A 23,942-nucleotide genomic window follows, 5' to 3' on the forward strand; every position below is an offset into this window, starting at 1 on the left:
TTACTTGTTGGCCCCTCGCGGGGTTTGGACCTGTTCCTCGCCCTCCTCCAGCACTTCGCCGTCGACAGAGAACGCCCTGTCGTCCCCCGGCACTTTCGGCGGCGGGCCGCGGAAGATCTCGCGCAGGAACCCCGGCGCCAGCCCGGCCAGCGGGTTGACCGAGACCGACGGGTCGTCCGCGGTGCCGCGCAGGGTGAAGGTAAAGCCGAACAGCCCCTCGCCGTCCCGGGGCGACAGCACCCGCCCGATGGCGTTGAGCAGATACACCGGCGAGATCACGCCGCGCATGTTCAGGCGGCTGCTGTTCAGATCGAAATTGCCGTCCAGAGACAGCCCCATCGACGGCCCCACGGCGCTGCTCTGGTGCAGAATCAGATGCGAGCCGCCCAGCCGGAACCGCGCGTCCATGCTGGTGAACAGGATGCCCTGCCCGGTCATTTCGTCCAGCAGCCCGACCAGGCTGATCGCATTCAGGATCGCAGCCATTGACGGCGCGTTGCGCACCCGGATGTTGCGCACGCTGACCCGCCCGTCGTACTCGCCTGGCTTGTCCGCGGGGACCAGCGTCATGTCGAAACTGCCGCCGCGGCCATGCTCGAAAATCCCGGCAGAGCGGAACACGCCGCCGGCATCATTGGCACGGATGCGCGCCGCAGTGCCGTTGTTCTGCGGCACCACGGTGCCCGCCACCGGCGTCTGCCCGTTCAGGCGGGCAGTGAACTCCCCGTTCATGCCGCCCTGGGTCGAGAACCGCCCCTGAAAGCCTTGCAGCCCGATGCTGTCGGTGACCTGCAGGTTCTGCAGGCGCAGGCTGATCGGAACCGGCCCGCCGCTGCTGCCGCCGCCGCCGCCGCTGCCGCTTCCGGAGGCTGCCGAAAACGGCGAGCGGCTCAGGTCCAGCCTGCCGCCGGTCACGTCTATGGCGGGCGGCGCGTTGCTGCCGCGCCCTCGGAAGGTCACCGCGCCCTGGAACCAGTCGCCCGCCCGCGCCGAGGAAAACACCGCCTGATCCAGCCCGCCGCCCTCGCGGGTGGTCACCCGGCCCGCGGCCGCCAGCCCGGGCGCTTCCAGTTCCAGCCGCTCCACCGTTGCGGTCCGTCCCAGCTCCGCCGACAGCGACAGCCTGCCGGACGCCGCCTCGCTTTTTTGCCAGCCGATTTCCGCAATCCTCAGCCCGACCCCCGCCAGGTCCGACTCCAGCTGCAGCTCAGGCGGCGCGCCGGGCTGCAAATCCACCGTGTAACGGCCCTGTCCCTTGCCAAAGACAGATCCGCGCGGCAGGCCCAGGTTAAAAGCCGACACCGCGTCTGCCGACAGTTCGATGGTGCCCTCGGCCCGGCTGCCCCGGGGGGCGTCCTTGCCGGTCTTTTGCGCCCAGCTGACGGTCACTGGCACGCCCGACAGGCTGCCGCTGCCGCTGATGCGCACCTCGCCCTGGTTGCCTTCGATCTTCAGCAGCGGCGCCGCCGCGGTATGGCCCGCCACCAGCTTGCTGGTCTCCACCGCCCGCGCCTCGCCGCTGTAGTGGTAGAGGATCTCCTCCGGCTGCACGCCCTTGCGCAGCGGCAGCGACAGCGTGCCCGTGGCCTCCACCTGCCCCGCCGCCAGATCGACCGGCAGCGACGCCTTGTCCATCACCTCAAGCGGCTCGCGGTTCAGCAGCGACAGCGCCGCCGTGACGGAGCCGCGCGCAGCAATCCGGGCAATGCCGGGGGTGCCGTCGCGCACCGTGGTGTCCGGGATGATGAAGGAGGTGCCCGTCACATCCACGTCCCCGCCCTGGTCCGGCGTGACCACCCCCTTGGAGGCGGTCACGACAAAGCGGTTGCCGTAGAGGCTGAGCTGACCCGCCGCCTGCCGCACCGGCGGCATGAACTTCTGAAACAGCACCTCAGCCTCTTCAAAGGCCAGATCCAGGCTGATGAAAGGCTTGCCGCTGCCGCGCCCGCGCATGTGAAAGCCCACGTCGCGCACCAGTCCCGCATGCAGGTTGTCGCTCACCCACTCGCGCGGCTTGGACGCCAGCGCCTCGGGCCACAGCTGCTTGATCCGGTCCGCCCCGACCTGATCGACCCGCCCGTTCAGGTCGTAGTCCCAGCCCTCAGGCCCGGCCCCGATCTCACCGTCCAGATGGATCCGGCTGGCTCCGTCGCGCACCAGCATCTCGCCCAGCCGCAGCCGGAAGGGCTTCAGCCGCAGATCGAAATCCGCGTCCACCGCCGGGAATTTCACCGGCGTCTCGAACAGGCGGCGCGGGTTCAGCTCCAGATCGGCAAAGCGCAGCTGGCCGGTCAGCCCGGTCAGCTGCCCGTTCTGGATCCCAGCCAGGCTGGCCTGCCCCTGCATCACCCCGGAGCCCCAGCCGCTTTGCACGCTGAGTTCGGCGAATTCCAGCATCTGGGCCGCCGGGTCATAGGTGAAATAGCTGCGCGCGCCGGTGATCGGCACCGGCCGGGTCTGCGCCTCCGGCTGGATCACCCCTTCGCCGATCCGCAGGCTGGCCTGCACCGGCTCCAGCGTGCCGTCGCTGCGCACCCCGCCGCGCAAGGAGCCGGAAATCGGCGCCCGCAGCACCCCCAGCCAGCCAAGCGCCGGGCTCTGCAGCGCGATGTCCTCGCTGGCGATGTCCGAGACGAGAACCCCGAACTCCGCCTCCGGGCTGCCGATCTCCGAGATATAGCTGGCCTCGACCGTGCCCACGTCGCCGCGCCCGCTCAGCACCGAAAACACCGCCGAGGCCGATACCGCGCTGCCGCTTTTCTGCAGCCGGATCTGGCCGCCGTCCAGGGTCCAGGCGCGGCCCAGGCGGTCATCGGTGTAAGACAGCGTCAGCTCGCTGGTCTCCACCCCCCGCAGCGCCGCCAGCACGGGTTTGTCCAGCTGGCTGTCCCATTGCTTGATCAGCTGCACCAGATTGCCCGCCTGCCGTGCCGGCAGCCCGCCGCTGGCAAAGCTCAGCGCCAGGGTGCCGTCCGGATTGCGCCGCAAAACCGCGAACAAACCGCTGAGCGAGATCTGCTTGGGCTGGATCCTGCCGCGCAGCAGCGGCCGCATCGCCAGGCTGGCCTGGGCATCCGCCAGCTGGGCAAACACCGCGCCGTCCGGATGGCGCAGCACCACGTCCTTGAGGCTGACCCGCGGCCGCCAGCCCTTGCTGACGACCACATGGATGGCGCCGAATTCAATCTGCAGCCCGTTCAGATGCCGCTCGATCCGGGTCTCCACCCGCTGGCGCAGCCAGTCCGGCGCATCCAGCCGGGTGCCGAGGCCGAAATAGATGGCGCCGGCCGCCAGAAAGCTCAGCAGCGCCAGCAGCCAGACCGCACCGCGCAGCAGCCGCCAGCGCCAGCGCCGCCGCGCCGGCGCCGCCAGACTGGCGTCCGGGCCCGGGCCAGGCCCGCGCACGGGCACGGCCTCGGCCGCAGCGCGGTTATTCTCGCCGGCAGGTTTGATCTCAGCTTTCCCTTTGCTGCTCATGGGTTATGGTTGCCGCGCAGTGAGTTGCGCAAATTACCGGAGACAGGCCAATGCCCGACGTTTCAGATCCCGCCCCTTCCTTTACCCTGCCCCGCAGCGGCGGCGGAGAGGTCACTTTGTCCAGCCTCAAGGGCGCGCCCGTGGTGCTGTTTTTCTACCCCCGCGATGATACTCCCGGCTGCACCAAAGAATCCATCGCCTTTTCAGAGGCTTTGCAGGCCTTCGCCGATGCCGGCGCGCAGGTTTTCGGGATCTCCAAGGATACCGTCGCCAAGCACGACAAATTCACCGCCAAACACGGGCTGACGGCACCGCTTTTGTCCGATGCGGACGGCACGGTGTGCGAGGATTACGGCGTCTGGAAAGAGAAGAGCATGTACGGCAAGAAGTTCTGGGGGATCGAACGCTCCACCTTCCTGATTGATGCCGATGGCCGCATCGCGCAGGTCTGGCGCAAGGTCAAGGTCGACGGCCACGCGGACGAGGTGCTGGCAGCCGTCCGGGCGCTGTAAGGCGCTCCGGCGCGCAGGCAAGGCAGCGTGCAGGCAAGGCGGGGCGCTCCCGCCAGCTCTGCCCGCGCCCTGCCGGGCGCAGGCCTTGCTGTTGGGCCCGGCGCCGCCCCTGCGGGCGGCGCGCACCGCGCGGGACGCGCGGTGCCCGGCCCAAGGCCGCCAGGGAGATCAGCCCGCTGATCGCCCGCGGGCGCGGGAGCCCTCCCGTTTCCGCTCTGGACTCCGCCGCCCAAATCAGGTGAACCCGGGCCAGCCGCTGCAACAGGAGACCCGCATGACCGATCAGCCCCAAACGCTCGCCGAACGCGCCGCCGAGGTGCTGACCACCGCGGACGGGCGGCAGAAGACCGCGCTGTCGCGCCGCCACGCCGCGGCGTGGTTTGCCTCCCGCGCCGGCACCGGCCCGGAGATCGCCATCGGCACCGCCTCCCCGCCGACGCACCCGGCCCGGCCCGACAAGCCGGAGCTGCTGCACCCCCGCGACGTGCCCAAGCGCAAGCCGGGATCGGAGGCAGGCCGCATCGCGCTGCTGCACGCCGTCGCCCATATCGAGCTGAACGCCGTCGACCTGCACTGGGACATCATTGCCCGCTTCTCTCACGTGCCGATGCCGATGGGCTTTTTTGATGACTGGGTCAAGGCTGCGGATGAGGAATCCAAGCATTTCAACCTGATGTGCGACTGCCTTGAAGCCCTGGGCAGCCATTACGGCGCCCTGCCGGCCCACGCCGGCATGTGGCGCGCGGCGGAGGACACGGCAGAGGACCTGATGGGCCGCCTGGCGGTGGTGCCGATGGTGCTGGAGGCGCGCGGGCTGGATGTCACCCCCGGCATGATCGAAATCTTCCGCAAGGCGCAGCTCACCCAGGCCGTTGAAGCGCTGGAGGTGATCTATGCCGAGGAGGTCGGCCATGTCGCCTATGGCTCCAAATGGTTCAACTTCCTGTGCGGCCGGGACAACCTCGACCCCAAGGAGGTGTTTCACGCGCTGGTGCGGAAGTATTTCCACGGCGCCCTGAAGCCGCCGTTCAACGAGGAAAAGCGCGCCGATGCCGGCCTGCCGCCGGATTTCTACTGGCCGCTGGCCGATCAGGCGCGGGACCTGCCGGGCAGCTGAGGCCAAGGGCCGGCCGCGCGGGCCGCAGCCATCTTTACCAAACCGCCGCAGCCGCCTAGACTGGGACATCTGGACAGCCGGGTGATCCCATGTTCGAAAACGACTTCCCATTGCTGAGCACGGCCAGCCTCTCGGCCCTGATCCTGCACACGGCACGGTCCGGCCCGGTGACGCTGGACCGCTGCGAACAGGCGCTGGACGCCCTGTTCCGCCAGGCCAACGAAACCCCCGGCCTGCCCCCCGAAGACCTGCGCGAACGGCTGGCCGCCCGCCTGTCGGAGCTGGAGATCGCAGGCATCCTGGTCCCGGGCGAGCCGCTGCCGGGGGAGGATCCCAGCTGGCGGCTGACCAGCCGCGGCCATCAGGCGCTCATGCGGCATCCCGAAGGGCTTGATCAGACCGACCTCGCCCAATACCCCGAGTTCGCCGCCCACCTGCGCGCAACCGCCCATAAGCCCTGCGGCATGGACCCGCGCGCGCAAAGCTATGACGAGGGTTACCGCGCCGGCATGGACGGCCAGCCCTTCACCGGCAATCCCTATGCCTTCGACACCGCCGACCACCAGGCCTGGGAAAGCGGCTGGACCGAAGCGCAGGAGGAACGGCAGAAAAGCCAGCCGGGCTGACCGGCCCCCCGTCTGCCCGGCACGTCCGCCGGCCGGGCCGGGGCATACCCCCGCAAACTCGGCAGATTTCCGCCTATCTGCCCGCCCTGCCGGCACGATCCGGGCCCGATGGGTCAACAGGCTTGCCCAATCGGCCCGCCCTGTCTATTCACTTCGCCCAAGGCACCGGATCCGCCCTGCGGCACCGGCGCACTTCGGGACAGGGACGGAACAGGGAACGGACTTTGCGCACACGGCTCGCGATCAGAATTCACGCCTTTCTGGAACGCCGCTTCCCCGAGCGGCGGGTGTTCCTCAAATCCGACACCGACACGCGTTTCATCCGGCTGCGGTCGGAGACCCAGCTGGCCGCGGTGGCCGGCATCACCCTGCTGGTCTCCTGGACCATTGTTGCCACCGCCATCGTGCTGATGGACAGCATCGGCGCCGGCAATTTCCGCGAGCTGGCCAAACGCGACCAGCAGACCTACCGCGAACGCCTGAATGCAATCTCCGACGAGCGCGACGCCCGCGCCGAGGAAGCCCTGGCGGCGCAGGAGCGGTTCAACGCCGTGCTGGCCCAGATCTCGATGATGCAATCCGAGCTGCTGGCCTCGGAGACCCGCCGGCGCGAGCTGGAAACCGGCATCGAGGTGATCCAGACCACCCTGCGCGACACCATGAGCGACCGCGACGGCGCCCGCCGGGCCCTGGCAGAACTTCAGGAAGAAACCCAGGACGAAAACGCCGCCCCGGCGGTCATGGCCAGCGCCGTGGAGCAGATGGACATGCTGGCGGGGGCCCTGACCGATACCGCGGCGGAGCGCGACCGGATCATGGCCGACGCCCGGGACGCCGTCGGCCAGCGCCAGGAGCTGGAACTGGAACTGCAGCTGATGGAAGAACGCAACGGCCAGATCTTCCGCCAGCTGGAAGAGGCGGTCGCGGTGTCGATTACTCCGCTGGATAAGATGTTCCGCAGCGCCGGCATGCCGCCCGACCGGATTCTTGAGCAGGTCCGGCGCGGCTACGACGGCCAGGGCGGCCCGCTTGCGCCCTTGGCGATGTCGACCCGGGGCGAGGAACCCGCCCCGGAAGAGCTGCGCGCCAACAGGATCCTTGCCCGGCTGGATCAGCTGAATCTGTACCGTCTGGCCGCGGAAAAGGCGCCGTTTGCCACCCCGGTCAATCTGGGCCATGTGCGCCAAAGCTCCGGATTCGGCTACCGCCGCGACCCCAAGACCGGCGGCCGCCGCCTGCATAAGGGCTTTGATTTTGCAGGCAGCACCGGCACCGACATCTTTGCCACCGCCGACGGCGTGGTGACCCACGCGGGCTGGCAATCCGGCTACGGCAAGCTGGTCACCATCCGCCACGCGTTCGGCATCGAGACAAGATACGCCCATAATTCGAAACTCCGCGTTACGGCCGGCCAAAGGGTCTCGCGCGGGGATCACATTGCTGATATGGGTAACACCGGACGGTCCACCGGGACCCACCTCCACTACGAGGTGCGGGTCAACGGGCAACCTGTAAACCCCATGATCTACATCAAGGCTGCGAGAAATGTTTTCTAAGAGCAAAATCAACGAGCCCGGGCCGAAGCAGGCCGACGCAACCCCGGCTGCCCCTGCCTCTGCCGCTCCGGCTGCGCCGGCGCCCAGCGACTACAAGACCAGCGCGCCCAAGGCCAAGCCCGCCGCGTCGCTGCTGAGCTCGGACCTGCACATCACCGGCAACGTCAAGACCACCGGCGACATCCAGGTCGAAGGCACCGTCGAGGGCGACATCCGCGCGCATCTGCTGACCGTTGGCGAGACCGCCACCATCAAGGGTGAGATCACCGCCGATGACGTTGTCATCAACGGCCGCATCGTCGGCCGCGTGCGCGGCCTCAAGGTGCGCCTGACCTCCACCGCACGGGTCGAAGGCGACATCATCCACAAGACCATCGCGATTGAAAGCGGCGCCCATTTCGAAGGCTCCGTGCAGCGCCAGGACGACCCGCTGAACCCGGGCGGCCGCAAATCCGCCCCGGCCGCAGCCCCGGCTGCTCCGTCGGCAGCCGTTCAAGCCGCGACTGCTGCGCACAAGGCCGAAGGCTGAACTGCCGGTCGGCAGGCTTTCAACACTGCCGGGCCACACAGACACGAAAGCTGCGCCGCAAGCCTCCGCTTGCGGCGTTTCTTTTTTGCTTTGCGGGGGAACACTCGTAAAAGCTGCAAAAACGTTACAGTAACGTGACGGTAAAGATTTCCTTGCCTTGAACATTACTCCCCTTCTAGGGCAATAGACCTTTGAATTGAGTTGCCCAACAGGGTTTCAACCAAAGTATTGTCAAGTCCAAGGAGCTGTACCCAATGGCTACGTTTACCGTGAATGATTCCAGCAACAGCTGGGATGTCGGGGATCTTCAAACCTTCCGGGTCCTCAACCCGACACCGGGGACAGTCAACAGCAACCTTGTGGAAATCAACGGCACCACATACAGCGGCGCCAGTTTTTCGGCCAGAGTTACAGGCAGTTTCAGTGCATTTGGCACATCCGTCTATGGAACGATCACAAGCATCACATTCCAGATCAACGGATCAACAGTCTATACCGCCAGCGGTCTGGACGTGTCCTTCACCAAATATTCCAATAGCTACTCAACTTCCTCCTTCGAGGAGGAGGCCACAAAGGGCAACGACCTCTTCAGCATCAACTCGACCCGCAGCAGCACCTGGAAGCTGGGGGATGGCAATGACACAATCAATGCGGGAAGCGGCTGGGACTACATTTACGGTGGCAGCGGAACAGACAGGCTGATTGTCGATGGCGCCTTCTCCAACGCCAGCTTCTCCTCCAGCTTCAGCCGCATCATCCTTGACGGACCGGACGGCCGCGACACCCTGAACTCCATTGAGTTTGTCCAATTCAGCGACCGCACTGTCAGCCTGACGGCCGGGACCTCATATGCCAACACGCTCAATGGAGATAACAGAACGGCAACATCCCACGATGTCCTGCTCGGCGGCAGCGGCAACGATAGCATTAACGGATTCTCCGGACACGACCTGCTTCTGGGGGAAGACGGCAACGACAAGATTTCCGGCCACAGCGGCAGTGACACGCTGCGCGGCGGAAACGGCAACGACACGCTGCTGGGCGGTCTCGACGCCGACAGCCTGTTCGGCGACGGCGGCAACGACAACCTGGCTGGCGGCGACGCGAAGGACACGCTGAGCGGAGAGAGCGGAGACGACACGCTGAATGGCGACGGCGGCAATGACGTGCTCAGCGGCCAAAGCGGCAACGATCTCCTTGACGGCGGCAAGGGCAGAGACAAGCTTCTGGGCGGCACTGGCATCGACACATTGAAGGGCGGCAACGGCGCCGACACCCTGGCCGGCGGCGGCGGCGATGACACCCTGTCCGGCGGCACCGGCGGCGACCGCCTCAGCGGCGGCAGCGGGCGCGATGTGCTGCTGGGCCACAAGGGCGACGACCTGCTGACCGGCGGCGGCCGTGCTGACACCTTCGTATTCCACAAGGGCCACGGCAACGACACCATCACCGACTTCACCGCAGGCCAGGATCACATCCAGATCGGCCGCGGCGCCTCCCGCCTGGGCCAGCTGGATTTTGAGGCACAGGGGGACGATGTGCTGGTCTCTTTCGCCGATGTGACCATCCTGGTGGAGGACATCAGCCTGGCGCAGCTGCAGGACGCGGACAACTTCCTGTTCTGATCTGCCGGTCCGCTGGAAAAAAGCAAGGCGCGCCCGCTGCGGCGCGCCTTTTGTCATTTCAGCATCCACGTGCCGTCCGGCCAGAACGCGTGGAAGGCAAAGGCAAACATCACGTCATGCGGCAGATCGCGCCCCTGGCTGTCGCGCACCCGGACAGAGCCGATATCGCGCCCGCCGGCAATCGTGCCCGTATCCAGCGCCGAGGCCTGGCCCGTCCGCCAACTCAGCACCACACCGGCCTCGCGGATCCCGCCTTCGCGCGCCAGCCGCGCCAGCGGCCAGGCCCGGCTGCCGACCCGCACCACCCGCTCCATCGGTGCCAGCCCGTGCGGCGGCGGGGTGCCATCATACAGGAACGGCCAGTCCGACCTGTCGTAATTCACATAAGGGTTCTGCCCGTACCGCCGGTTCCAGCCCGGCTGTGCCATCACCAGCCCGTCCGGGTTGCGGGCGGTGAACTCCTGCCAGCTTTCCACCCAGCTCGGCAGCGTCTTCAGCCGGGTGCCGGTCATCCGCCCGACGATGCCGGTGCCGGTCGCCTGCTGCCACCAGCTTTGGGTTTCGCGGTCATACATCACCAGATCCGAGTGGCGCAGCTTGCCGGTGACCCCAAAGCGCAGCACCCCGGCACCGGTGCGCCGGTCGAATGTCACCGCCGAATTGCACAGCGGGCAATAGGTCACCGCCACCGGCACCCCTGCCACCACATCGTTCACGATCTCATGCCAGGTCAGATAGCGCAGCGGATAAGCCCGCGGCGTGGCGCCCGCCAGCTCCAGCGTGATCACCGGCTCGCGCGGCTTGATCCTCCGGTCCTTTGCGGCCTCTGTGAACTGCGGCGTATCCAGCGCCGGGATACCATCCTTGGGTACCCCTCCCGAGCGGATTTCCTGCCAATCCTTAACCAGCGACCGGCTGAAGTCGGTCTTCGGCCATTCCCTCTGCCAGACCTGCGGATCGGCTGCTGCAGTCAATGGCAACAGCAGCCCGAAACACAACAACAACCTCCTCAGCATGACCAGCACCTCCCGGTCCCAGTAAACGGCGGCAGAGAGGCGCGGAACAGGGGCGGGCACGGGCTTGTGACCGCCTGTCATCACCCAGCATATAAAAGGCCCGCCCCCGGAGTGCCGGGCGCGGGCCATCGTCTTTCAGAAAGCCGGAAGGCTTTATTCGGTCACGCTCACCTTGGCCATGGTGTCGGGCTGGCCGATCACCGCGCCATTGGGGCCGGCGCCACGCTTGATCGCATCGACCACATCCATGCCCTCGGTCACCTTGCCGACAACCGTGTACTGGCCGTCCAGGAACGGGCCCGGGGCAAACATGATGAAGAACTGCGAATTGGCGCTGTCCGGGCTCTGCGACCGGGCCATGCCGACCACGCCGCGGTCATAGGTGATGTCGGAGAACTCAGCCGCCAGATCCGGGCGGTCAGAGCCGCCCTGCCCGGCCCGGCGCATGTCGCCGCCGGCCTTGCCGAACTCAACATCGCCGGTCTGCGCCATGAAGCCCTCGATCACGCGGTGGAACACCACGCCGTCATACTGGCCCGCTTCGGCCAGCGCGGTGATCTGCTCCACATGCTTGGGCGCCACATCCTCGAACAGGTCGATCTTGATGGTGCCGTTGGCTTCGCCCGCGACCTGGATTTCCAGACCAGAAGCAAAGGCAGGCCCTGCCGCCAGCAGGGCCACCAGCGAAAGCGCCTTATGCATCCGCAGCCACCTTGACAGAGATCATCCGGTCCGGGTTCGCAGGCGGCTCGCCGCGTGTGATCGCATCCACGTGCTCCATGCCGTCGATGACACGGCCATAAACGGTGTACTGACCATTCAGGAAGTGGTTGTCCTTGAAGTTGATGAAGAACTGCGAGTTTGCGCTGTCCGGGTTGGCCGAACGGGCCGCGCCCAGGGTGCCGCGGTCATGCGGCAGCTTGGAGAACTCGGCCGGAACATTCGGCAGGCTGGAGCCGCCGGTGCCCGCCATGCGCAAGTTGAAGCCGTCTTCCATGTCGCCATTGGCCACATCACCGGTCTGCGCCATGAAGCCGTCGATCACCCGGTGGAAGCAGACGTTGTCATACTCGCCGGCACGGGCCAGTTCCTTCATCCGCTCGGAATGCTTCGGCGCCACGTCGGGCAGCAGCTCGATCACCACATTGCCGTCTTTCAGCTCGATGATGATGGTGTTTTCGGGATCTTTGATCTCGGCCATGTGGCCCTCCTGTCGTCGAAATTTGCAACGATAGTTAAGGGCAGCGCCCGGAAATGCCAAGGGAGCATTGACTGATGCGCAAAAACCCCCGAAACAGCCCGCGGATTTGACTGCACTTTCACCATAAGGGGTCTCTTGAGATGGGCTGGAAAACACTCGACGACATGGATCTGAACGGCAAGCGCGTGCTGGTGCGTGTGGACATCAACGTGCCGATCGTCGAAGGCGTGGTGACCGACTCCACCCGCATCCGCCGTATCGCCCCCACCGTGCGCGACATTCTGGCGGCGGGCGGCAAGCCGATCTTGCTGGCCCACTTCGGCCGCCCCGGCGGCGAGCGCCGCGAGAACCTGTCCCTGAACCAGCTGGTGCCGACACTGGAGCGCGCCTTTGACACCCGCGTGCTGTTTGCCGCCGATTGCGTCGGCGCCGGCGCCGAGGCCGCTGCCGACGCGCTGCAGCCGGGTGAGGTCCTCCTGCTGGAAAACACCCGCTTCCACGCCGCGGAAACCAAGAACGACCCCGATCTGGCGGCCGGCATGGCGCGGCTGGGCGAGGTTTACTGCAACGACGCCTTCTCCGCCGCCCACCGCGCCCACAGCTCCACCGAGGCAATCGCCCGCCTGCTGCCCGCCTGTGCGGGCCGCCTGATGCAGGCAGAGCTGCAGGCGCTGGAAAGCGCCCTGGGCAAGCCGAAGCGCCCGGTGACCGCAGTGGTCGGCGGCGCCAAGGTCTCCACCAAGCTGGAACTCTTGGGCAACCTGATCGAAAAGGTCGACCACCTGGTGATCGGCGGCGGCATGGCCAACACCTTCCTGGTGGCCAAGGGGCTGCCGGTCGGCATTTCGCTGGCCGAACGCATCATGAAGGACACCGCAGCCGAGATCCTCGCCAAGGCCGAGGCCGCGGGCTGCGAGATCATCCTGCCCACCGACGTCGTGGTCGCCAAGAAATTCGAATCCAACGCGCCGCATGAAATCCTGCCCGCCGATCAATGCCCCGAGGACGGCATGATCCTGGACGCAGGCCCGGAAAGCCTCGCCCGCATCATCGAGGTCTTCTCGAAAAGCAAGACGCTGATCTGGAACGGCCCCCTCGGCGCGTTTGAGCTGGAACCGTTCGACGCCGCCACCAACGCCGCCGCGCTGAAAGCCGCAGCGATGACCCGCTCCGGCCAGCTGATCTCGGTTGCCGGCGGCGGCGACACCGTTGCGGCGCTGAACGCCTCCGGCGCGGCGGGCGACTTCACCTACATCTCCACCGCCGGCGGCGCCTTCCTGGAATGGATGGAAGGCAAGACCCTGCCCGGCGTCGCGGCGCTCGAGCAGTAAACTCCAAGCTGCAAACACTCATAGGCCCGGCTGCAAAGCTGGGCCTTTTTCTTGTCCGGCGGCGGACCTATGCGCCGCGGAACCGCGCCAGGATCGCGGTCACATCCAGCCCCGCCACCGATCCCGGCAGCGATCCGCGCTCCCCGGCAATCCGGCTGGTGACATAACCCTCCGCCACCGCAGCAGGCGCCGCGTCCATCAGGCAGGCCGCCGTCATCAGCGTGGCCAGGCTTTCGGCGAACCAGCGCGCCTCCGCCTCATCCGGCAGCCCGGGCCAGCGCGCCCGGTGCGCCGCCAGCCCCGCGTCATAGCGCCGGTCGCCGCCCCTGGCCCCGTCCAGCAGCGCGTTCAGCGCCGACGCGGCCCGCGGCTCCCTGGCCAGCGTGCGCAGGATATCGAGGCAGATCACATTGCCCGACCCTTCCCAGATCCCGTTCAAGGGCGCCTCGCGATACAGCATCGGCATCGGCGTCTCCTCGACATAGCCCATGCCGCCCAGCACCTCCATCGCCTCGCCGATCACCGGGATGCAGCGCTTGTTGCCCAGGTATTTTGCCAGGGCCACCCCGATCCGCGCCAGTGCCCGGCTGTCCGGATCCGGCCGGTCAAACGCCGCCGCCATCGCCATGCCCGCGGCCAGCGCGCCCTCGGCCTCCAGCACCAGATCGGCCAGCACCGCGCGCATCAGCGGCTGGCCGATCAGCGTCTTCTGAAACGCCGCGCGCTCCTCGGCCCACCAGAAGGCCTCCGCCAGCGCCGCCCGCATCAGCCCGGCAGGCGCCAGCGCGGTGTCCAGCCTTGTGTGATGCACCATCTCGATGATGGTGCGCACGCCCGCGCCCTCTTCGCCCACCCGGTAGGCCAGCGCCTCCGCATATTCGATCTCGGAACTGGCGTTGGCGCGATTGCCCAGCTTGTCCTTCAGCCGCTGCAGCCGGATGCCGTTGCGCTCCTCCTCCAGCCAGCGCGGCACCAGAAAGCACGTCAGCCCGCCCTCCGCATAGGCCAGCGTCAGGAACCCGTCCGACATCGGCGCGGAGCAGAACCACTTGTGCCCGGTCAGCCGGTAATGCGCCCCGTCCCGCACCGCCCGGGTGGTATTGGCCCGCACGTCAGAGCCGCCCTGCTTCTCGGTCATCGCCATGCCCAGCGTCGCGCCGCGCTTGTGCGCGACGGGCCGCACCGCCGGGTCATACTCCGCGCTCAGCAGTTTCGGCTGCCACAGCGCCACCAGATCCGGCGCATGGCGCAGCGCGGGAACGGCGGCATAAGTCATCGTCATCGGGCAGCACACGCCCGGCTCCACCTGGTTCAGCATATAGACATGCGCCGCATGGGTGACATGGCCGCCCGGCGCGCCGTCCCAGGCGGCATGGGCATAGCCCAGCCGCTGCGCCGCCGCCATCACCTGATGATAGCCCGCATTGAACCGCACCTCGTCCAGCCGGCGTCCGGAGCGGCTGAACAGCTCCAGCCGCGGCGGATCGCGCCGCGCCTCCGCAGCGGCCTCCAGCAGCGTTTCGCTGCCGTACTCCGCCCCCGCGCGGGCCAGCGCATCCGTGCGGCCGCCGTGATGCGCCGCATAAGACCGCAGCGCCGCGTCCTCAGCCCACAGATCGCGCCCGCCGCGCGGCTGCGGCTGGTTCTGCACCTCATGAGTTCCCAAATCGCCGCGCCCGGCGCAGGCTGCCCTGTCTTGCATCGCTGATCCTCCCTGGCCCCAGCCTGCGCAAGCCGCCGCGCCGTGGCCAGCACAGCGCCGCGTCACCGCCGGTCTGCCGTTGCGGCAGCGCCGGGGCCAAAGCGCAAAAAATTCCCCCAGTGGACAGTTTTGGGATTCACAAGCCGATTCGGTTGTGGCATACATAAGACAGACGCCGGGAAACGGCGCAAAATCAAAACACTACAGCAGTAACATACAGGCACTCCCAACGTGACCCGAAGCCCCCGGCCGTCTTTTGGCGCCATCGCCTTCTTTGCCATCGCCTTCGCGCTCAGCGCGTATTTCACTTTTGCGGCGGTGCAAGGCGACTTCGGTCTATTCCGGAGGGTCGAGATCCAGGCCGAAGCAGAAGAACTGCGGCTGGATCTCGGCCGTCTCCACTCCCACATCGGCGACATGGAAAACCTGACCCGGCGGCTCTCCGACGATTACCTCGATCTCGACCTGCTGGATGAGCAGGCCCGCTCGGTGCTGGGCCTGGTCCGTGCCGACGAGATCGTGATCCGCTGACCCCCGCCTTGACGCCCCCGGCGTAACGCGTCCGCCAGCCCGTCAGCCCCGCGCCCCCGCAACCGCCTCTCAGACAATCAGCAGCCCCGGAATACCGGCAATGCCCCCGCCGCGCGGTGGGCCGAACCGCCCGCCTGCCGCCGCGCCGCTGCAAAAGGGCCTTCCCCTTGCGGGCGCAAGCGGCCATGATGCGGCACCTGCCGCGGCCCCGCCGGCGTGGCATTTTTGTGCGCTTTCGGCGGTTTTTTACGCGGCGGAAACCCCGCGGCAGAATAACACTATTCAGCCGCGTCAAAACCGGTTATGAATTTGTTTAATGCTAAACTATCTAGCCTGCAGGGGGAGCCGACCACCATGGCCGCTAGAAAAACCACAAAGAAACCAAACGTTTCTGCCGAAGAACTCACCCACTACTACCGCGAGATGCTGCTGATCCGCCGATTCGAAGAGAAATCGGGCCAGCTCTACGGCATGGGTCTTATCGGGGGCTTTTGCCACCTCTACATCGGCCAGGAAGCCGTTGTCGTGGGCCTCGAGGCCGCCGCCGAGGAAGGCGACAAACGCATCACCTCCTACCGCGACCACGGCCATATGCTGGCCTGCGGCATGGACCCCGACGGCGTCATGGCTGAGCTGACGGGCCGCGAAGGCGGCTACTCCAAGGGCAAGGGCGGCTCGATGCACATGTTCTCGAAAGAGAAGCATTTCTATGGCGGCCACGGCATCGTCGGCGCCCAGGTGCCGCTGGGCGCGGGCCTCGCCTTTGCCGACAAGTACAAGGGCAACGGCCGCGTCACCTTCACCTATTTCGGTGATGGCGCCGCCAACCAGGGCCAGGTCTACGAGACCTTCAACATGGCCGCCCTGTGGAAACTGCCGGTGATCTTTGTGATCGAGAACAACCAGTACGCCATGGGCACCTCGCAGCAGCGCTCCACCTCCAGCGCGGAGATCTGGGAACGCGGCAAGGCCTTCGGCATCCCGGGCGAAGCGGTGGACGGCATGAACGTCCTCTCCGTCAAGGAAGCCGGCGAACGCGCCGTGGCCCACTGCCGCAGCGGCGACGGCCCCTATATCCTTGAGGTCAAGACCTACCGCTACCGCGGCCACTCGATGTCGGACCCGGCCAAGTACCGCACCCGCGAAGAGGTCCAGAAGATGCGCGAGGAGCGCGACCCGATCGAGCAGGTCCGCGACATGCTCTTGACCGGCAAGCACGCCACCGAGGAAGACCTCAAGGCGATCGACAAGGAAATCAAGGACATCGTTTCCAAGTCCGCCGACTTCGCCAAGGAAAGCCCGGAACCCGCCCTGGACGAGCTCTGGACCGACATCTACGCGGATGAAGTGCCGCAGGAAAACGCCTGAGAGGGAAGAACAAGACATGGCAACTGAAATTCTGATGCCCGCCCTGTCGCCGACCATGGAGGAAGGCACCCTGGCCAAATGGCTGGTCAAGGAGGGCGATACCGTAAGCTCCGGCGACATCCTGGCGGAAATCGAAACCGACAAGGCGACGATGGAGTTTGAAGCCGTCGACGAAGGCACCGTCGGCAAGATCCTGATCGGTGAAGGCACCGAAGGCGTCAAGGTGAACACCCCCATCGCGGTGCTGCTGGAAGACGGCGAAAGCTATGACGCCTCCGCAGCCCCTGCCCCGGCTGCTGAAGCCCCGGCACCCGCAGCTGAGGCGCCCGCAGCCCCCGCTGCTGCCGCCGCGCCTGCACCGGTCGAAAGCCGTGTGCTGGAACCCGACTACCCGGAAGGCACTGAGATGGTGCAGACCACCGTGCGCGAAGCGCTACGCGACGCCATGGCCGAGGAAATGCGCCGCGACGAGGACGTGTTCCTGATGGGCGAGGAAGTCGCCGAGTATCAGGGCGCCTACAAGGTCTCCCAGGGCCTGCTGGACGAATTCGGCTCCAAGCGGGTGATCGACACCCCGATCACCGAGCACGGCTTTGCCGGCATCGCCACCGGCGCCGCCTTCGGCGGCCTGCGCCCGATTGTCGAGTTCATGACCTTCAACTTCGCCATGCAGGCGATTGACCACATCATCAACTCGGCAGCCAAGACGCTCTATATGTCCGGCGGCCAGATGGGCGCCCCGATGGTGTTCCGCGGCCCCAATGGTGCGGCCGCCCGCGTCGGTGCCCAGCACTCGCAGGACTACGCCGCCTGGTACATGCAGATCCCCGGCCTCAAGGTGGTGATGCCCTACTCCGCCGCCGACGCCAAGGGTCTGATGAAGACCGCGATCCGCGATCCCAACCCGGTGATCTTCCTGGAGAACGAAATCCTCTACGGCCGCGCCTTCGACGTGCCGAAACTGGATGATTTCACCATCCCCTTCGGCAAGGCCCGGATCTGGCGCGAAGGCTCCGACGCCACCATCGTCTCCTTCGGCATCGGCATGCAGTACGCGCTGGAAGCCGCCGAGAAGCTGGCCCAGGACGGCATCAGCGCCGAGGTCATCGACCTGCGCACGCTGCGCCCGATGGACCTGCCCACGGTGATTGAATCGGTCAAGAAGACCAACCGCCTGGTCACGGTCGAGGAAGGCTGGCCGCAGGGTTCCGTCGGCAGCTACATCGCCTCCGAGGTGATGCAGCAGGCGTTCGACTATCTGGACGCGCCGGTCATCACCTGCACCGGCAAGGACGTGCCCATGCCCTATGCCGCCAACCTGGAACGCCACGCGCTGATCACCACGGATGAGGTGGTGGAAGCCGTGAAGCAAGTGACCTACCGCTAAGGACGAAGATGGAAATCAGGGGCCGCGATCCCGAAACCGAATGCTACCGCGTCACGCTGACCGTCGACGGGCGCACAGTCACCGCACTGGTTCCCGAACGGCTGGCAGCAGACACACGGCTGATCGGCTCGCGGCCCTCCCATCAGGAGGCCTACGTCTGGATGGCCGAATACAAAGACAAGATCGAAGCCGCGATCACCCAGCTTGCCCGCGGCACCGGGCGCCCCAAGGCGCCCTATGACCAAATTGTTCTGATTGAGGAGCGCTGACATGCCCACCGAAATCCTGATGCCCGCGCTTTCTCCCACCATGGAGGAAGGCACCCTTGCCAAATGGCTGGTCAAGGAGGGCGACACCGTCTCCTCCGGCGACCTGATCGCCGAGATCGAAACCGACAAGGCCACCATGGAATTTGAAGCCGTGGACGAAGGCGTGATCGGCAAGATCCTGATCGCCGAAGGCTCCGAGGGCGTGAAGGTCAACACCCCCATCGCGGTGCTGCTGGAAGACGGCGAAAGCGCCGACGACATCCAGTCCTCCGGCGGCGGCGCATCCGCCCCGGCCAAGGAAGAGGCGCCGGCTGAAGCCAAGTCCGAAGCCAAAGCCGAGGCCCCCAAGGAAGAGGCCAAAGCTGCCCCCGCCGCCCCGCAGGGCGCGGACGGCAACCGCATCTTCGCCTCGCCGCTGGCCCGCCGCATCGCCGCGGACAAGGGCCTGGACCTAGCCCAGATCAAGGGCTCCGGCCCCAAGGGCCGCATCGTCAAGGCCGACGTTATGGATGCGAAACCGCAGGCCGCAGCCGCCGCAGCACCCAAGGCAGAGGCCGCCGCTGCCGCTCCTGCCGCTGCCGCCGCCCCTGCCGGCCCCTCCGCCGACATGGTCGCCCGCATGTACGAGGGCCGCGAGTTCGAAGAGGTCAAGCTCGACGGCATGCGCAAGACCATCGCCGCCCGCCTTACCGAGGCCAAGCAAACCATCCCGCATTTCTACCTGCGCCGCGACATCCAGCTCGACGCGCTGTTGAAATTCCGGGGCGAGCTGAACAAGCAGCTCGAAGGCCGCGGCGTCAAGCTCTCGGTCAACGACTTCATCATCAAGGCGGTGGCGCTGGCGCTGCAAGCGGTGCCGGACGCCAACGCGGTCTGGGCTGGCGACCGGGTGCTCAAGATGAAAGCCTCCGACGTGGCGGTTGCCGTCGCCATCGAGGGCGGGTTGTTCACCCCCGTGCTGCAGGACGCCGACGTGAAATCGCTCTCCGCCCTGTCCGCGCAGATGAAGGACCTCGCCAAGCGCGCCCGCGACCGCAAGCTGGCACCGCATGAATACCAGGGCGGCAGCTTCGCAATCTCCAACCTTGGCATGTTCGGCATCGACAATTTCGACGCCATCGTGAACCCGCCGCACGCGGGCATTCTGGCGGTCGGCTCCGGCGTCAAGAAACCGGTTGTCGGCGCTGACGGCGAACTGAAGGTCGCCACGGTAATGAGCGTCACCATGTCGGTCGACCACCGCGTCATCGACGGCGCCCTCGGCGCGGACCTCTTGAAGGCGATCGTCGGCAACTTGGAAAACCCGATGGTGATGCTGGCCTAAGAGGCTGCCTCCTTTAGACAAAAACAAAGCCCCGGTCCACGACCGGGGCTTTGCATTTGTAATGCTGCTACCGGCCTCAATCGGCCGCTTCAAGCCCTTCGCGGCCCTTGCGCAGCAGTCCTGCCGCTGCATCTGCACCGGACAGCTTTCAAGCACAGCAAACCTGTGGCGGCTTCAGGAAATACGTGAACTGCATTCTATTTTTCGGCGTAAGCAGATGATTTGGTTCGATTGGCAGATCTCAATCCGCAATTCATGCCCCAATTCTGCTGTGTTTATGCCACCGTGATCCCATACTGCGCGTTCATAGCACCCTAATGTGTTTTCAAGACCGCCAAATGCTGCCGGCATGGCAATCTAACTTGGTTCGGCCGCATCCATTCGAAAGAGGCTATAGTCATGCCTGCGATTGATATTGTTCGGCTTGATGAAGACCCGCATGAAAGTGCCTATAACGTCCGACCCGACACATCCTCTCGCGGGGTAGATCTGGAAGGCGCCCGTATCACGGCAACCTACGCCGATGGCACCACGGAAACCCTGACGTGGCAGGCCTTGGATCCCTATACCAATGGCGGGGCGGCAGGCGCAGACATCGATATGTTCTTCGGCTACAGCTGGCACGAGCTATCGACGACGAAACTGCTGACCTCGCTTGAGATCGATCTTGCACCGGCCAGCTCGGTGTTTGATACGACCTTTGCCATGGACGATGATCCTCTCGGGGGGTCCACGCCAACCTCCAAGAACGGCTTTCCGTTCAAAGTTGCTCCCGAATATGAAGACCTGTCCGGGACTATCACGGCGACATATACCGGGATTGTGAATTTGTCCGGAAGCGAGGCTGCCGGAGACCTCTATACCACAATGATCCTCGACTTCTCAGGTCTGCCGGAAGGCGGTTTGCTCGGGGATCTGGTCTGGAATTCGGACATCGACACGATGACGGGTCCGTTTGAGCCGGATCTGGTTGCAAAAAGCGATGTCTTCCAAATCTCAGGCGATGGCTCCGAGATCCTGAACGTTCTGGAAAACGACCTCCACAGCGACGGCAGCAGCCTGACGATCACCCATATTGCGGGCCAGGCTGTTTCCTCCGGTCAGTCCGTAACGCTGAGCAGCGGTGAAGTCGTGACCCTGAATGCGGACGGCACGCTCTCGATCACAAATGACAGCACTGTGTCTGAAACCAGCACGTTTTCCTATACGGTTGTGGATGATCGAGGAAACAGCGATGTCGGATCGGTAAAGGTCGAAACCGTTACAGGTGCTCCGCCGTGTTTCGTGGCAGGCACACAGATCGATACAAGGTACGGCTCAGTCGCTGTCGAAGACCTGGAAGTGGGAGCCGAGGTCATGACCCGGGATCACGGTCTGCAGCCACTGCGCTGGATCGGGTACAGCACCCGCCACGCAACAGGCCGCCATGCACCGGTGGTCTTTGCTGCTCATGCGCTTGGCGATCATGGCCCAATCGCCGTGTCGCAAAACCACCGGGTGCTGATTTCTTCTGAGCTGGCAGAGCTGCTATTTGGACAGTCCGAAGTCTTGGTCAAGGCGAAGCATCTTGTGAACGGCACAACAATCCAAGTGCGGGCAGATGGCCAGCCGGTGACCTATGTCCACTTGCTGTTTGATGAGCATGAAATTCTCTGCGGCAACGGTCTTGCAAGTGAGAGCTATCATCCGGGAGCTGAAACTCTAGGGTCCTTTGATGCTGAAACGCGGGAGGAGGTTCTGGAGCTTTTCGGGGATTTCGAACGCTACGGCCCGACAGCGCGCCTCGCGCTGAAGTCTCATGAAGGCCAATTACTGCTCTCTCATTTGCCGAAATCAGCAAATCAGGATTCTGATTTCCGCCCATTAAATGGCTGAGGAGCGATAGCTGCGCTGCAGTGTTGCAACGTGTGGGCTGATGCGCCTCAGCGACTTTTCATAGCCTGCTCTTGCGCTTAGCTGCGGTACGCTAGGGTCTCGGGCCGCACCTGCGGAAAACGGCAGCAAACCCCCGCTTCGTGGACATTGAGACAGGCGGGCTACACGTCCCCCAAGAACCATCGAAACTTAGAAAGGGAACGCCCCCGCCCCCTTTCATCTTTCCCCAAATACTCACCTGCGCAACCGCCGCCGCCAGCACCACGCCAGCGGCGGCGCGCAGATCAGTACTGATACCCGGGGGTCGAGGCCGACAGCGCCTGCTCCGCCTCATCCATCTCCGCAGCAATTCCGTCAAACAGCGGCGTCGAGAGATAGCGCTCGCCGGTATCCGGCAGCATCGCCAGAAGGACTGCCCCCTCCGGCGCCCGCACCGCCACCTTGACCGCCGCCGCCAGGCTGCCGCCGCCTGAAATCCCGGTCAGAATGCCCTCTTCCGCCGCCAGCCGCTTCGACCAGGCAATGCTCTCCTCACCGCTCACAGGCTCCAGCGCATCGAAATAGCCCTCGTCCAGCGCCTCCTGCAGCACCAGCGGGATGAAATCCGGGGTCCAGCCCTGGATTGGATGCGGGTTGAAGGCCGGATGGGTCGCCGCAGGCTCGCCCTCATCGTTACGCGCCTGCGCCTCACCGGACTGCACCAGCGCCGCGTTGGACGGCTCGCTCAGGGTGATCTTCAGATCGGGCCGCGCGCCCTTCAGCACCCGCCCGAGACCCGCAACCGTGCCGCCGGTGCCATAGCCCAGCACCACGTGATCCAGCCGCTCGCCCGCGAAATCCCCCAGGATCTCCCGCGCGGTGGTGCTCTCATGAATGTCGGCGTTGTCCTTGGTCTCGAACTGATGCGCCAGGAACCAGCCGTTGGCCTCCGCCAGCTCCTTGGCCTTCACCACCATGCCCACCGCCTTGTCCTCCTTGCGGGTCAGCACCACCTTGGCACCCAGCATCCGCATCAGCCGCCGCCGCTCGACGGAGAACCCGTCGTGCATGGTGATCACCAGCGGATACCCCTTGGCGGCACAGACCATGGCGAGGCCGATGCCGGTGTTGCCGCTGGTCGCCTCCACCACTGTCTGGCCGGGCTTCAGCCGCCCCTCCCGCTCCGCCGCCTCGATGATGTTCAGCGCCAGCCGGTCCTTCACCGACCCCGCCGGGTTGAACGCCTCGAATTTCACGTAGATGGTCACATGATCCGGCGCGATGCGGTTCAGCCGGATCGCGGGCGTGTTCCCCACCGTCTCCAGGATCGAGCCATAGAGCCGCCCGCGGCCTTCGGTCGTGTAAATCATGGTCTGTCCCCCAAATAGAAACTGCAGAAAAGAAGCTGTTGCCCCGGACTATGCGCCCCGGCGCAACCGGGTTCAAGCCAGCCCGCCGAGGTTGCCGTCAAATAAGACCGCCCTCCGCCCGTCGCGCCGGTTTGCGGAACCGCAGGCTGCCCCGCCCCCGGGCAAAGGATCAACAGCCTCCCGCAACCCTCTATACAGAAACATTATTTCCTGCCGGAGAAGGCAGTAAAAAAGGGCGCATTCCGCGCCCCTTTCATCTTCCAAAAATACTCAAATTGCGGCGCGGCCTGCGGCGCTCCCCTCAGTCGGAACCGTTCGGAAACCGCTGGTCCATGCTGACCGAGGGCTGGTCGCAGCCCGCCTCGCCGACGATGCGCGCCGGAATGCCCGCCACGGTCTTGCACGGCGGCACCTCCGACAGCACCACCGACCCGGCAGCAATGCGGCTGCAATGGCCGACCTTAATGTTGCCCAGCACCTTGGCGCCGGCGCCGATCAGCACCCCGTCGCCGATCTTCGGATGCCGGTCCTCTTCCTCCTTGCCGGTGCCGCCCAGCGTCACCGAATGCAGCATCGACACATTGTCGCCCACCACCGCGGTCTCGCCGATGACGATGGAATGGGCATGGTCGATCATGATCCCCTTGCCGATCACCGCCGCCGGATGGATATCGACGCCGAAGATCTCGGAAATCCGCATCTGGAAGAAATACGCCAGATCCCAGTCGCCCTGCTGCCACAGCCAATGGCCGATCCGGTAGGCCTGCACCGCCTGATACCCCTTGAAATAGAGGATCGGCTGCAGCAACCGGTGGCAGGCCGGATCGCGCTCATAAACCGCCATCAGGTCGGCGCGCGAGGCTTCCACGATGCCGGGGTCGGCCTCATAGGCGGCATCGACGATCTCCCGCAGGATGGTCATCGACATCTCGTTCGAGCACAGCTTGGCGGAAATCCGGTAGGACAGCGCCTTCTGCAGCGATTTATGGTGCAGGATACAGGCATGGATCAGCCCGCCCATCAGCGGCTGCGAGTCGACAGCGTCCTGGGCTTCCTTGGTGATCCGGTCCCAGACGGGATCCAGCGAGGCGACGGCGTGCTGCGTTTTGAACATGGCGATGCATCCTTTCTCCGCTCAAGATAGCCA

The 23,942-nt window shown here is 65.6% G+C and carries 20 protein-coding genes; 13 read left to right on the forward strand and 7 right to left on the reverse strand.

Annotated features, from left to right (window positions below; all coding sequences use genetic code 11):
* Window positions 1–3,477: a YhdP family protein gene (locus tag R2C4_RS09295; RefSeq protein ID WP_141890414.1), complete on the reverse strand. Its 3,477-nt coding sequence runs from the start codon at window positions 3,475–3,477 to the stop codon at window positions 1–3.
* A 50-nt stretch (window positions 3,478–3,527) separates the two neighbouring features.
* Between R2C4_RS09295 and R2C4_RS09300 the strand changes: the two genes are divergently transcribed.
* From R2C4_RS09300 to R2C4_RS09325, 6 genes are all read left to right on the forward strand, one after another.
* Window positions 3,528–3,989, forward strand: coding sequence for a peroxiredoxin (locus R2C4_RS09300; RefSeq protein WP_141890415.1), 462 nt, complete (start codon window positions 3,528–3,530; stop codon window positions 3,987–3,989).
* A 274-nt stretch (window positions 3,990–4,263) separates the two neighbouring features.
* The gene (locus R2C4_RS09305) at window positions 4,264–5,106 is read left to right on the forward strand and encodes a ferritin-like domain-containing protein (protein ID WP_141890416.1); all 843 of its coding nucleotides are present in this window, start codon (window positions 4,264–4,266) and stop codon (window positions 5,104–5,106) included.
* Between the two features lie 89 nt (window positions 5,107–5,195).
* Entirely contained in the window at window positions 5,196–5,732 is a 537-nt protein-coding gene (locus R2C4_RS09310; RefSeq protein ID WP_141890417.1) for a ribosome modulation factor, read from the forward strand.
* A 224-nt stretch (window positions 5,733–5,956) separates the two neighbouring features.
* Window positions 5,957–7,288 (forward strand): M23 family metallopeptidase, encoded by a 1,332-nt coding sequence (locus R2C4_RS09315; RefSeq protein ID WP_058287013.1) that lies wholly within the window; start codon window positions 5,957–5,959, stop codon window positions 7,286–7,288.
* Entirely contained in the window at window positions 7,278–7,817 is a 540-nt protein-coding gene (locus R2C4_RS09320) for a bactofilin family protein (RefSeq protein WP_141890418.1), read from the forward strand. Before R2C4_RS09315 ends, R2C4_RS09320 begins: the two co-directional genes overlap by 11 nt.
* A gap of 254 nt (window positions 7,818–8,071) precedes the next feature.
* Window positions 8,072–9,442, forward strand: a complete 1,371-nt coding sequence (locus tag R2C4_RS09325; protein WP_141890419.1) for a calcium-binding protein — start codon at window positions 8,072–8,074, stop codon at window positions 9,440–9,442.
* A 53-nt stretch (window positions 9,443–9,495) separates the two neighbouring features.
* On the opposite strand, the gene R2C4_RS09330 is transcribed toward R2C4_RS09325, so the two are convergent.
* From R2C4_RS09330 to R2C4_RS09340, 3 genes are all read right to left on the reverse strand, one after another.
* Complete coding sequence (locus R2C4_RS09330; protein WP_141892075.1) at window positions 9,496–10,458, reverse strand: DUF3179 domain-containing protein; 963 nt, start codon at window positions 10,456–10,458, stop codon at window positions 9,496–9,498.
* A gap of 153 nt (window positions 10,459–10,611) precedes the next feature.
* Window positions 10,612–11,160, reverse strand: coding sequence for a peptidylprolyl isomerase (locus R2C4_RS09335; protein WP_058287016.1), 549 nt, complete (start codon window positions 11,158–11,160; stop codon window positions 10,612–10,614).
* A complete protein-coding gene (locus R2C4_RS09340) occupies window positions 11,153–11,659 on the reverse strand; it encodes a peptidylprolyl isomerase (protein ID WP_058287017.1) in 507 nt (168 codons plus the stop codon). Before R2C4_RS09340 ends, R2C4_RS09335 begins: the two co-directional genes overlap by 8 nt.
* Before the next feature lie 140 nt (window positions 11,660–11,799).
* Here R2C4_RS09340 and R2C4_RS09345 point away from each other — a divergent pair, with 140 nt between their 5' ends.
* On the forward strand, window positions 11,800–12,990 hold the full coding sequence (locus R2C4_RS09345; protein WP_141890420.1) for a phosphoglycerate kinase: 1,191 nt from the start codon (window positions 11,800–11,802) through the stop codon (window positions 12,988–12,990).
* A gap of 67 nt (window positions 12,991–13,057) precedes the next feature.
* On the opposite strand, the gene R2C4_RS09350 is transcribed toward R2C4_RS09345, so the two are convergent.
* On the reverse strand, window positions 13,058–14,692 hold the full coding sequence (locus R2C4_RS09350) for an acyl-CoA dehydrogenase family protein (protein WP_141890421.1): 1,635 nt from the start codon (window positions 14,690–14,692) through the stop codon (window positions 13,058–13,060).
* Between the two features lie 231 nt (window positions 14,693–14,923).
* On the opposite strand from R2C4_RS09350, the gene R2C4_RS09355 reads away from it, so the two are divergent.
* From R2C4_RS09355 to R2C4_RS09380, 6 genes are all read left to right on the forward strand, one after another.
* Window positions 14,924–15,223 (forward strand): FtsB family cell division protein, encoded by a 300-nt coding sequence (locus tag R2C4_RS09355; protein ID WP_058287020.1) that lies wholly within the window; start codon window positions 14,924–14,926, stop codon window positions 15,221–15,223.
* Between the two features lie 354 nt (window positions 15,224–15,577).
* Window positions 15,578–16,591 (forward strand): pyruvate dehydrogenase (acetyl-transferring) E1 component subunit alpha, encoded by a 1,014-nt coding sequence (gene pdhA, locus R2C4_RS09360; RefSeq protein WP_141890422.1) that lies wholly within the window; start codon window positions 15,578–15,580, stop codon window positions 16,589–16,591.
* Between the two features lie 16 nt (window positions 16,592–16,607).
* A complete protein-coding gene (locus tag R2C4_RS09365; protein ID WP_141890423.1) occupies window positions 16,608–17,978 on the forward strand; it encodes a pyruvate dehydrogenase complex E1 component subunit beta in 1,371 nt (456 codons plus the stop codon).
* A gap of 8 nt (window positions 17,979–17,986) precedes the next feature.
* Window positions 17,987–18,247, forward strand: a complete 261-nt coding sequence (locus tag R2C4_RS09370) for a hypothetical protein (RefSeq protein ID WP_058287023.1) — start codon at window positions 17,987–17,989, stop codon at window positions 18,245–18,247.
* A 1-nt stretch (window position 18,248) separates the two neighbouring features.
* On the forward strand, window positions 18,249–19,571 hold the full coding sequence (locus R2C4_RS09375) for a pyruvate dehydrogenase complex dihydrolipoamide acetyltransferase (protein WP_141890424.1): 1,323 nt from the start codon (window positions 18,249–18,251) through the stop codon (window positions 19,569–19,571).
* A 399-nt stretch (window positions 19,572–19,970) separates the two neighbouring features.
* Window positions 19,971–21,446 carry a Hint domain-containing protein gene (locus R2C4_RS09380; protein WP_141890425.1) on the forward strand — a complete coding sequence of 492 codons (1,476 nt, stop codon included), beginning with the start codon at window positions 19,971–19,973 and terminating at the stop codon, window positions 21,444–21,446.
* Window positions 21,447–21,730: 284 nt separating this feature from the next.
* Here R2C4_RS09380 and R2C4_RS09385 read toward each other — a convergent pair whose 3' ends face one another.
* Window positions 21,731–22,795, reverse strand: coding sequence for a PLP-dependent cysteine synthase family protein (locus tag R2C4_RS09385; protein WP_141890426.1), 1,065 nt, complete (start codon window positions 22,793–22,795; stop codon window positions 21,731–21,733).
* 301 nt (window positions 22,796–23,096) lie between these two features.
* Entirely contained in the window at window positions 23,097–23,909 is an 813-nt protein-coding gene (gene cysE / locus R2C4_RS09390; RefSeq protein ID WP_058287027.1) for a serine O-acetyltransferase, read from the reverse strand.
* Between the last annotated feature and the right edge of the window lie 33 nt (window positions 23,910–23,942).

The organism is Leisingera aquaemixtae (genome assembly GCF_006740765.1).
Taxonomy (GTDB): domain Bacteria; phylum Pseudomonadota; class Alphaproteobacteria; order Rhodobacterales; family Rhodobacteraceae; genus Leisingera; species Leisingera aquaemixtae.

What these genes read in the sequence shown, in the direction of transcription:
- R2C4_RS09380 (WP_141890425.1), top strand. Translation starts at nt 19,971, where the DNA reads ATGCCTGCGATTGATATTGTTCGGCTTGATGAAGACCCGCATGAAAGT.
- R2C4_RS09385 (WP_141890426.1), bottom strand. Translation starts at nt 22,795, where the DNA reads ATGATTTACACGACCGAAGGCCGCGGGCGGCTCTATGGCTCGATCCTG.
- R2C4_RS09310 (WP_141890417.1), top strand. Translation starts at nt 5,196, where the DNA reads ATGTTCGAAAACGACTTCCCATTGCTGAGCACGGCCAGCCTCTCGGCC.
- R2C4_RS09350 (WP_141890421.1), bottom strand. Translation starts at nt 14,692, where the DNA reads ATGCAAGACAGGGCAGCCTGCGCCGGGCGCGGCGATTTGGGAACTCAT.
- R2C4_RS09370 (WP_058287023.1), top strand. Translation starts at nt 17,987, where the DNA reads ATGGAAATCAGGGGCCGCGATCCCGAAACCGAATGCTACCGCGTCACG.
- R2C4_RS09375 (WP_141890424.1), top strand. Translation starts at nt 18,249, where the DNA reads ATGCCCACCGAAATCCTGATGCCCGCGCTTTCTCCCACCATGGAGGAA.
- R2C4_RS09340 (WP_058287017.1), bottom strand. Translation starts at nt 11,659, where the DNA reads ATGGCCGAGATCAAAGATCCCGAAAACACCATCATCATCGAGCTGAAA.
- R2C4_RS09305 (WP_141890416.1), top strand. Translation starts at nt 4,264, where the DNA reads ATGACCGATCAGCCCCAAACGCTCGCCGAACGCGCCGCCGAGGTGCTG.
- pdhA (WP_141890422.1), top strand. Translation starts at nt 15,578, where the DNA reads ATGGCCGCTAGAAAAACCACAAAGAAACCAAACGTTTCTGCCGAAGAA.
- R2C4_RS09320 (WP_141890418.1), top strand. Translation starts at nt 7,278, where the DNA reads ATGTTTTCTAAGAGCAAAATCAACGAGCCCGGGCCGAAGCAGGCCGAC.
- R2C4_RS09325 (WP_141890419.1), top strand. Translation starts at nt 8,072, where the DNA reads ATGGCTACGTTTACCGTGAATGATTCCAGCAACAGCTGGGATGTCGGG.
- R2C4_RS09300 (WP_141890415.1), top strand. Translation starts at nt 3,528, where the DNA reads ATGCCCGACGTTTCAGATCCCGCCCCTTCCTTTACCCTGCCCCGCAGC.
- R2C4_RS09335 (WP_058287016.1), bottom strand. Translation starts at nt 11,160, where the DNA reads ATGCATAAGGCGCTTTCGCTGGTGGCCCTGCTGGCGGCAGGGCCTGCC.
- R2C4_RS09345 (WP_141890420.1), top strand. Translation starts at nt 11,800, where the DNA reads ATGGGCTGGAAAACACTCGACGACATGGATCTGAACGGCAAGCGCGTG.
- R2C4_RS09365 (WP_141890423.1), top strand. Translation starts at nt 16,608, where the DNA reads ATGGCAACTGAAATTCTGATGCCCGCCCTGTCGCCGACCATGGAGGAA.
- cysE (WP_058287027.1), bottom strand. Translation starts at nt 23,909, where the DNA reads ATGTTCAAAACGCAGCACGCCGTCGCCTCGCTGGATCCCGTCTGGGAC.
- R2C4_RS09295 (WP_141890414.1), bottom strand. Translation starts at nt 3,477, where the DNA reads ATGAGCAGCAAAGGGAAAGCTGAGATCAAACCTGCCGGCGAGAATAAC.
- R2C4_RS09330 (WP_141892075.1), bottom strand. Translation starts at nt 10,458, where the DNA reads ATGCTGAGGAGGTTGTTGTTGTGTTTCGGGCTGCTGTTGCCATTGACT.